General features: G+C 69.8%; 6 protein-coding genes and 1 pseudogene. All 7 read right to left on the bottom strand.

Annotated features, from left to right (window positions below):
- Positions 1 to 25: 25 nt before the first annotated feature.
- The gene (locus tag HK417_RS10920; protein ID WP_222266243.1) at positions 26 to 1,429 is read right to left on the bottom strand and encodes an NAD(P)/FAD-dependent oxidoreductase; all 1,404 of its coding nucleotides are present in this window, start codon (positions 1,427 to 1,429) and stop codon (positions 26 to 28) included.
- Positions 1,426 to 1,644: a ferredoxin gene (locus tag HK417_RS10925; protein ID WP_222266245.1), complete on the bottom strand. Its 219-nt coding sequence runs from the start codon at positions 1,642 to 1,644 to the stop codon at positions 1,426 to 1,428. Before HK417_RS10925 ends, HK417_RS10920 begins: the two co-directional genes overlap by 4 nt.
- 403 nt (positions 1,645 to 2,047) lie before the next feature.
- A complete protein-coding gene (locus HK417_RS10930) occupies positions 2,048 to 2,302 on the bottom strand; it encodes a hypothetical protein (RefSeq protein ID WP_222266246.1) in 255 nt (84 codons plus the stop codon).
- 321 nt (positions 2,303 to 2,623) lie between these two features.
- A complete protein-coding gene (locus HK417_RS10935; protein ID WP_222266248.1) occupies positions 2,624 to 3,316 on the bottom strand; it encodes a hypothetical protein in 693 nt (230 codons plus the stop codon).
- Between the two features lie 1,143 nt (positions 3,317 to 4,459).
- Entirely contained in the window at positions 4,460 to 5,485 is a 1,026-nt protein-coding gene (gene glpX / locus HK417_RS10940; RefSeq protein WP_261326336.1) for a class II fructose-bisphosphatase, read from the bottom strand.
- 462 nt (positions 5,486 to 5,947) lie between these two features.
- The gene (locus HK417_RS10945; RefSeq protein WP_222266252.1) at positions 5,948 to 8,623 is read right to left on the bottom strand and encodes an MGH1-like glycoside hydrolase domain-containing protein; all 2,676 of its coding nucleotides are present in this window, start codon (positions 8,621 to 8,623) and stop codon (positions 5,948 to 5,950) included.
- 113 nt (positions 8,624 to 8,736) lie between these two features.
- Positions 8,737 to 8,979, bottom strand: a pseudogene (locus tag HK417_RS10950) (IS630 family transposase); the annotation flags it as partial.

Genomic DNA, 8,979 nt, shown 5'->3' on the forward strand with positions numbered 1-8,979 from the left:
TTACGCGCTGGTCTCGAGGGGCGCGTCAGCGGCGTCGAGGCCGGAACTCGGCCCTGCGCTCGCTCGGGTCGTGGCCGGTCAAGACGACGTCGGGGATCGCCGTCGGGACCCCCGGCGCGGGGAACTCGGCCGGCATCGGGTTCATGTCCTCGGGCTGATCCCAGCCCGGCGGCGGGGGCGGGAACGGAGCCGATTGCTCGATCAGCCGCGCGTAGTGCTCCAGCCACTTGCCGTTATTGAAGGTGACCGCGGCGACGATGCGGCCCCGACGACCGTAGGCGGCGGCGAAGCGGCGCTCCTTGACCGACCCCTGGGTGAACACGATTTCGTCGCCGAACGGCGGCACGCCGACGGACTTGATGTTGACGCCGAACTGGCCGGACCAGAAGCTGGGCAGCAACAGATACGGATAGTAGTCCGGGTCGAGGTTCACCATGTTGTGGGCCGCGACCTCGGCACCGAGGACGGCATTGTCCCAGTGCTCCATCGCGAGGAACTGGTACTCGTACAGCACGTGGGGCTGGCGCGCCACGTCCCCCGCCACGTAAACGGTGTCGGTCACCACGCCGTTGATGTCGAAGGCGCGACCGCCGGCGTCGCAGCCGATGCCCCAGAAGCCGGCCGCCAGCCCGGAGCCCTCCAGCCATTCCACGTTACGGATCGACCCGAGCGAGGCCACCACCACGTCGGCCTCGATGGTGGTTCCGTCCGAGAGCCGAGCACGTCGCACGTGTCCGCTCGCGTCGCCCTCCAGCGAGGACACGCCCACCCCGCAGCGCAGGTCCACGCCGTGGTCGCGCTGCATCTCCGCGGCGATCTTCCCGATCACCCCCCCGAGCGCGCCGACCAGCGGCGCCGAGCCCCGCTCGGCGACCGTCACCGGGATGTCGAGTTCCCGGCAGACCGACGCCATCTCCGAGCCGATGAACCCGGCGCCGATGATCAGGACCCGCGACGGCCGCGCGGCCAGCGCCTGTTGCAGCCGCGCGGCGTCATCACGTGAGCGCAGCGTGTACACGCCCTCCAGGGCGGCCTCGGTCGGGTTGGGCCACTGCCGTGCGCGGGTGCCCGTGGCGATCAGCAACCGGTCGTACGGGATGTGCTCGCCGTCGGCCAGGCGCACCTGCCTGGTGGCCCGGTCCAATCCGGTGGCGGCCACCCCGAGCCGCCACTGCGCATCCACTGCCCGCAAGCGGGGCAGCTGGGTGTGGTCGGCCGGCACCCAGCCTTTGAGCACCTGCTTGGACAGCGGGGGGCGGTCGTAGGGCTCATGCGGCTCGTCCCCGATGATGGTCAAAGACCCGGTGAAGCCCTCGTCGCGCAGGGCTTCGGCGGCCCGCAGTCCCGCCAGGGAGGCGCCGACGATGACGATCCGCCCGTTGGCCCTGAAGTCGCGCACCAGCTCCGCGACGGTTGCCGGCAGGGTCATGACGTCACACTCCGCTCCGCACCGTCCAGGCGGTCGATCACGATCGCCTGCACCGGGCAGGCCGCAGCGGCCCGCTGAATCTGCAGCCGCCGCGCGTCATCGGGGTTCGGCTCGTAGGTCAGCGCCTCATCACCACTCAATCTGAAGTCCTCGGGGGCCAAAAACACGCACTGTGCGTATGCCTGGCACCGGTTCAGATCCACGACGATTTGCATGGGCAAACCCCTTCCATCCGCGCCTCCGCTGCCCCAGGGCGACCATCGACGAGGTCATTCGGCACCTGTCACACCCAGACCCCGCCGACGGCCTCGCCTTCGGTCGCCTCCGCCCAGGCCAAGGCTTGACCGGCCTCGACCTTTGGCGGCCGCTCGACCCGGCCCCGGTGCCCACGAGGCTAGGACGCGGCAGACACCGCGGAACCCCCGAAATCCGTAGTCCACGAGCCCGAGCGGGAGTCGATCCAAGCGGCCGTGGGCCGACGGTGATCTGCGCCTCCTGTGGGACGAGCTGCCTCGGCCAGCAGGGCCTCGGCCCGCTCGACCGTCCCCGCGAGCACGTCCTGGTGACCGACGGGCAGCGGCTCGGGTAGTGGCACCTGTCCGCGCAGTTGCTCTGGGGTCAATCGGCCGCGGCCTCGACGATGGCCAGGGGTTTGCCACCGGTCCCGGCGATGATGCGGTGCGCCACTCCCGCCTCGATGGGTCGGCCGACCGCGCTCACCAGCAGTTCGTACGCGTCCGGCTCCGGTAGGCCGGCGGGCCGGGCGAACGCTCCAACGCTGGGGTGCGCAACGCCAGCATCCTGTTCCGGGAAATCAGCGCCAGGGCTCGCGGCTGCCGCGGCGCCGTGGCCGCCTACCTCGCGCCGTTCCACGCCTCGACGCCGCACCACCGCCGAAGCCAGCGATGCCCGAGGTTCGGCCCATCGCTTCGTGCTGCTGCGCCACCCCGACCAGCGAGACGCCGAGGAGCGACTCCGGCTCAAGCAGGTGCTGGCCGCCTGCACCCATGACCGGGGAGAACTCCCACGCGGCGGCCGCGCTGGTCGTCCAGGTCGATCGAGGTGCGTGCCGGGCTGCTGCCCGAGGACAAGATCGCCGCCATCTGCGACTTGCAGCAGCAGAGCTGCGCGGCGCTCGACGTCGGCGACGGCGTCAAGGACGCCCCTCTGCTGGTCGGCGCCGAGGTGGGCGTTCTATGGGCGGCGTCGCGTCGGTTCGGTGTCTTGCTGATGGGCGATCGCCTCGGCAGCTCGGGCCCGCAGCTCCGGTGGGAACTCGTCCAACGCCTTCGCGCGCGGCGAGATCCAGGTGAACAGTTCCTTGCCGTAGAGCAGGATGCCGGCCGCGTTCTGCCGGAAGGCCTCTTCGTCGAAGAGGTCCGACATGTGCTCGGGGCCGGCTGCCCGCACCTGCTCGACGAAGGTGCGGGTCTCTTCGAGACGTTCGGCGAGCGGGCGCCGGAACTGATCGAGCTCCCTCTTCTCCACGCGCGCTGCCTTGCCAACCTCCTCGGCAGCCCGATCGATCGTGACGAGTGCCGGCCAGAAGAGCCTGGTGTCACCCCGTTCCGTGGGTGGCGTGGCGACGATCGCCTGGAGCTGCAGGTAGGCCGTCTGCACATCGCGGAAGGCCTTCGTGTCCCAGCCGAGAGCCAGCCGGTCGCGCTGCGCCGTCCACGCGTCGTCCGAGAAGGGGAAGTCGTCGTCCGGCCAGTGGCCCAGGGCCACCGCCCCGAGCAGTGCGCTGCGGCCGAGGATGAGTTCCAGCCACACGAGCCGTGCCGCGACTCGCGCAACCTTACGCTGCCTCCACAGCTCGGTGGCCATGCCGCCGACGAGTGCGAGGACGGCCCCCAGAACCACGGAGATCAGTGGTACCACGTTCACTGCACCATCGTGCCAGTTCGCGTCCGCTTAGGGGGATCTGCGGCATTGCGCCCACGGGAGCTGTGGCGTGCCGCAAGAGACGCGCGACGCAACATCGCCACGGTTCCGCAATCCGGACCTCGCAGCTCAACCACAGAAAAATCGCTTCGAGCCGGACGACGTCGCTCCGGGAGGCGGCATGGACGCACTCGTTGACGCGCTGCTCGCCGCAGGCGGGGATCGAGGCGATCCTCGCCTGCGTGCGCGAGCACCTCGACGCCGGCGCCGACCGCGCAGACCGCGCAGCTATGGCTCGGCGGCGTGCGGACAGTCTCCCCGTGCTGGCGTGACTGACCCGGGACCGACACATCGTCGCGTCGGCCTCGACGCCCGGGGAGCACCGGCTCGGCCTCACTCATAGAACGTGTCGGCGAGGGCAGCGGCGTAGAGCATCGCCTTGTCCGGTGGGAGGGCTTACAGCGGCGGGATGGGGCAGACCGAGTCGGCTACGTCCCAGAGCTCTTCGACCTTGGCTCGGCACTCGTCCGGCGAGCCGAGGATCACGAAGGTTTCGGTCGTCTCGTCGCTGACGGTGGCGGCTCCGGCAGGGCAGGCTCTGGGCTGTGGTACGGAACACGGCTCAGGGCGCCTGTTCCTCGCTGGGCTCGGGCTGGCGGTCGTATCGGCCGCCGCTGCCGTGCTCAAGTGGGAGCTGACGCACTGAGCGGCGGGACGTCAGCGGGCGCGGGCCCGCGGGTGAGGCGGCTGCCGAGGTCACGCCCGGACCACGTGGACGGCCGAGGTCGGCGTCCGGCCGAGCGCGATGCCTCCCACGGTGTGCACCCGTCCTCGGGCCGCCGGGTGGCCGCCGTTCGCCACCTGGTCAGGCGTCTTCGCTGGTCGCCTTCCTGGCGCGGCTCGGCTGCACGCGCCTCGGCTCGTCCGGCATCCTCGGGGAGCGGGACCCGAGAGCGCTGTTCAACGCAGCAATACCGCCGGTGACGCGGGAGCATGAGTGGGTGGGTCATCGGGCGAGTTCTGGCGGTGGATCCGCACCGGGAGCCACCGACCGGGGGCACCACGACCACTGAGGCGCGGCTCCTCGAAATCGGCGAGGCGTCGGCCCGCTGTATGGAAGTGCACCGGTGGTGCTCCCCTCAGCTCTCACGTCGCCGGCGCAGATCCCGTGGCGCGTGAGTCTTCGTCGGTTATCCCGCGCACCTTGTCCAGTGCATGGACACTCTCGACGTAGCGCACCGTTCCGCTGCGGGAGCGCATCACGATCGAGCGAGTGCTTGCGCCGGCGCGGTAGTACAAGACGCCGTCGAGCAGATCACCGGGAGTGATACCGGTGCCGACGAAGAAGGTGTTGTCGCCGGACACCAGGTCGTCGGTGACCATGACCTTGTCCAGGTCGTGCCCGGCCCGCAGTGCCCGGTCGATCTGCTCCTCGTCGGGCGGAGCCAGCCGTGCCTGGATGCTGCCACCCATCGCCTTCATGGCGCAGGCCGTGATCACGCCCTCGGGGGTGCCTCCGATCCCGACGAGCATGTCGACGCTGGAACTGGGTTGCGCAGCGGCGATCGACATCGCCACGTCTCCGTCGGGGAACAGTCTGATCCGGGCCCCGGTCGTGCGGACGCGCGCGATCAGGTCTGCATGCCGTTCCCGCTGGAGGATCGCCACGGTGATGTCGGAGATCTGACCGCCTTTGGCCTTGGCGACCGCAGCGATGTTGTCCTCCACCGGGGCGGACAGGTCGACGACGTCCGCGGCCTCGCGGCCCACGACCAACTTGTCCATGTAGAAGACGTCGGTGGGGTTGAACATGCTGCCCCGGTCCGCGGCGGCGATCACGGCGATGGCGTTCGGCGCCCCGTTGGCCAGCAGCGTCGTGCCGTCCACCGGATCGACGGCGATGTCGTACTCGGGGCCGGAGCCGGTGCCGACGTGCTCGCCGTTGGCGAGCATCGGCGCCTTGTCCTTCTCGCCCTCTCCGATCACCACGACGCCGCTCATGTGCACGCCGGACAGGACGTGTCTCATCGCGTCCACCGCGGCCTGGTCGCCGGACTCCTTCTGCCCTCGGCCGGCCCAGCGGCCCGCGGCCATGGCTGCGGCTTCGGTCGCACGCATCAAGTCCAGACCCAGGTTGTGATCGCGGAGCTGGTAACGAGCTGCGGAACTCATCGGTACCTCCATCGAACGTGGGGTCGTTCCCGACATTCACGTGCGTTCGCGCAGGCGCGAGGTCCCGCTGCCCCACGTTCGATGGGGCATGTGGTCGCGTCTCTGCGGAGTGCCACCCTGGACCGAGATGCCTGAGGCAGGGTAGCGAACTCCGCCGCGCTGCAGAGGACGACGCGGGCGCGGCTGAGGGCACTCCAGGTACGAACGCACCCCGCGGCGAGTCGGCTGCGATGCAGGTGAGGCGGACGCCGGTAGGCCAGGAGGAGTCGCGCAGCGTCCACTCGATCAGGTCCACGACGTCGTCGACCCTTCGAGGCAGGCGCGCACCCGCGGTGGGCCGCCGGCGTCAACGATGTCGTCGATGACCTGATCGAGACCGAGGCATCGCCGGAGTGGCAGTCACCGGCGTGGCGGTCCGAAGAGTGGCCGTAGCGGCCGGAGGATCGGGGTAAACCGGGCTCCCTATCCTGTGGTGTCGAGTGTCGTGACCGTGCGCATTCCGCAGACGAGATCGGCAACGACCGCGGTCCATCCGGTCTGATGAGAGGCGCCGAGTCCGGCGCCGTTGTCGCCGTGGAAGTACTCGAAGAACAGCGGCTGACTGTTCCAGGCGGGGTCGTGCTGGAGGCTGTCGACCCAACCGAAGCAGGGACGCCGGCCGTCCGGGCCGACGATGAACAGGGAGAGGAACCGGCTCCGCAGGTCCGCCATGACGTCGGTGAGCGTCTTCTGCTGTCCCGATGCGTGCGGGAACTCCACCGTCATGTCCGGGCCGATGTGATCGGCGTACTCGGCGACGACGTCGACGAGCAGGTAGTGCAGGGGGGCCCACACCGGGCCGCGCCAGTTGCTGTTCCCGCCGAACATGGTCGTGGTCGACTCCGCCGGCTGGTAGTCGATGGAGCCCAGGTGCGAGTCCACCGTGACGACGTACGGGTTGTTGCGGTATTCAGCCGACAGGGACCGGACGCCGTACGGCGACAGCAACTGCTCCTCGTCGGCGACCCGCTGGAACACCCCGCGCAACTGCTGCTCATCGATCAGGCTGAGCAGCAGCTCCGACCGGTTGGCGAGTGGACGGACCACGCCGACCCGGTGCGAGCCCACCGGCGCGTCCGACGGGGGGAGGAACTCCGCGACGGCGGGCAGGCTCGCCCGCGCCGCGTCAAGGCGGGCCGGAGTGATGACAACAGCGGCCAGTGCAGGGACGACGCCGACCAGCGAGTCGATGCGGAAGGGAACACTCTCCCCGCTCGGCGTCCGCAGGACGTCGTAGAAGAACTGGTCGCGCTCGCTCCACAGCCCCTTCTCGTCCACCGCCCGAACCAGTCTCGCGAAGTAGTCGAGGTACCGGCTGACCTCGGCCTCGTACGCCGGATCGGACCGCGCCAGCGCCTGCGCGATCTTGACCATGGACAGCGTGAACAGGCCCATCCAGCCGGTGGCGTCGGCCTGTTCCAGCTCACCGCCGAACGGCAGGTTCGAGCGGTCGAACACCGAGATGTTGTCCAACCCCAGGAAGCCGCCCGTGAAGATGCCGTCACCCTGCGAGTCGTGTCGCGAGACCCACCAGTCGAAGTTCCGTCCCAACCGCTCGAACATGAACCGCAGAAAGTCCGTGTCGCGCTCGCCGTCGAGCGACCAGACCTTGACGGTCGCCCACGCGTGCACGGGCGGGTTGGTGTCGTCGAACTTCCACTCGTACGCGGGCAGGGCGCCGTCCGGGCTCTGCACTCCGTCGCGGCAGAGCAGGCGCAACTGGTACTTGGCGAACGCCGGATCGATGTGCGCCCAGGCGACGCAGTGGAAGGCCAGGTCCCAGGCCGCGAACCAGGGGTACTCCCACGTGTCCGGCATGGAGATAACGTCCGTGAGAGCGAGGTGGCGCCAGCCCCCGTTGCGCGCGCGGCCTCGTGGTGGCGGTGGTTGCGCCGGGTCGCCGTCCAGCCAGCGGCTGACGTCGTAGTTGTAGAACTGCTTGGACCAGACCAGGCCTGCGAAAGCGCCGCGGGCCACCGCGGCGACCTCGGCCGGCGCTTCCGGGGGCAACAGCGCGGCGTAGAACGCATCCGCCTCTCGCCGGCGAGCGCCCAGGACGTCGTCGAAGGCGGTTCCGAGTGGATCCGCCGGGAGCACGTCGCCGGACGGCCGCAGCCGCAGCCGTAGCTCCACCGTGCCACCGGCCGCCACCGGAAGGCGGTACCAGGCGGCCGCCTTGGTCCCCCTGCCGGCTGGATCCACCGTCGGGGCGCCGGCAACGACGTGGTCGTTGATGCCGTCCTTCGGATACGGCGACGGATTCGGCGCGGCGAACAGGCGTGCCGCATTGGTGTCGTTGGCGCAGAAGAGCAGGTCCGGACGGCGGCCGTCCGGACCCGTACCGACCGTGAGGGTGTAGTCGCCCAGATCCGGGTGGCTCGCTACGAGGTCGCCGTCCGCGACGCTGATCTCCGGCCGGTCCGCGCCGACCTCCCACGACCACGTGTTGCGGAACCACAGCGTCGGCAGGACGTGCAGGGTCTGCGCATCCGGTCCCGCGTTGCGGACGACGATCCGCATGAGCAGGTCGTCGGGGCCGCCCTTCGCGTACTGGACATCCACGGCCCAGTACCGGTCGTCGTCGAAAATCCCCGTGTCGAGCAGCTCGTACTCCGGGTCCAACGGGCCGCGGCGGGCGCCCTCGGCGACCAGATCGTCGTAAGGAAAGCGGTGCTGCGGGTAGTGATAGCGCCAGTGCAGCCAGGAGTGACTCGGCACCGCGTCGACGTACCAGTAGTACTCCTTGACGTCCTCGCCGTGGTTGCCACGGTCGATGGCGCCACCGGTGAGGCCGAACAGGCGCTCCTTGAGGATCGGGTCGGCACCGTTCCAGAGCGCCAGGCCGAGGCAGAGCCGCTGCTGCCAGTCGCACACGGCGGCGAGGCCGTCCTCGCTCCAGCGGTACGCGCGGGAGCGGGCGTGGTCATGCGGGAAGTAGTCCCATGCCGTGCCGTCCGCGCTGTAGTCCTCCCGGACGGTGCCCCACGCCCGCTCGCTGACATACGGACCCCAGCGGTACCACTCGGTCACGTCCGCGAGGTGGGTGGCTCCCGTGTCGAAGCCGAGGACACGGTTCCGTTCCGGGTCGACGCCAGCCATCGTCCGATGCTGACAGATCCGGGCCGGGGCGCGCTCATCTCGGCCTGCCCGGACCGGTGTTTTGCTGACCGGCCATCACGCAACCAGTCATTCCATGACATCCGCAACAGTGCCTAGTGCTCCGTAACTGATGTGGTTGGTGTCTTGCGGTGTCCGGGATCGGTGGCCTTGGCGATGACCGTGTCGGGGTCCTTGGTCCAGGTGAACGGCCGGCAGCGGTCGTTCCAGGCATCGATGAAGCGTTCGATGGCGGCGATGAGGTCGGCCACGGTCGGGAAGTTGCCCCGGCGCAGCGCCTGGCGGGTGATGATCGAGAAGAAGGCCTCAACGAGGTTCAGCCACGATCCCGAGGTCGG

Source organism: Modestobacter marinus (assembly GCF_019799945.1).
GTDB classification, from domain to species: Bacteria; Actinomycetota; Actinomycetes; order Mycobacteriales; family Geodermatophilaceae; genus Modestobacter; species Modestobacter marinus_B.

What these genes read in the sequence shown, in the direction of transcription:
- HK417_RS10925 (WP_222266245.1), bottom strand. Translation starts at nt 1,644, where the DNA reads ATGCAAATCGTCGTGGATCTGAACCGGTGCCAGGCATACGCACAGTGC.
- HK417_RS10920 (WP_222266243.1), bottom strand. Translation starts at nt 1,429, where the DNA reads ATGACCCTGCCGGCAACCGTCGCGGAGCTGGTGCGCGACTTCAGGGCC.
- glpX (WP_261326336.1), bottom strand. Translation starts at nt 5,485, where the DNA reads ATGAGTTCCGCAGCTCGTTACCAGCTCCGCGATCACAACCTGGGTCTG.
- HK417_RS10945 (WP_222266252.1), bottom strand. Translation starts at nt 8,623, where the DNA reads ATGGCTGGCGTCGACCCGGAACGGAACCGTGTCCTCGGCTTCGACACG.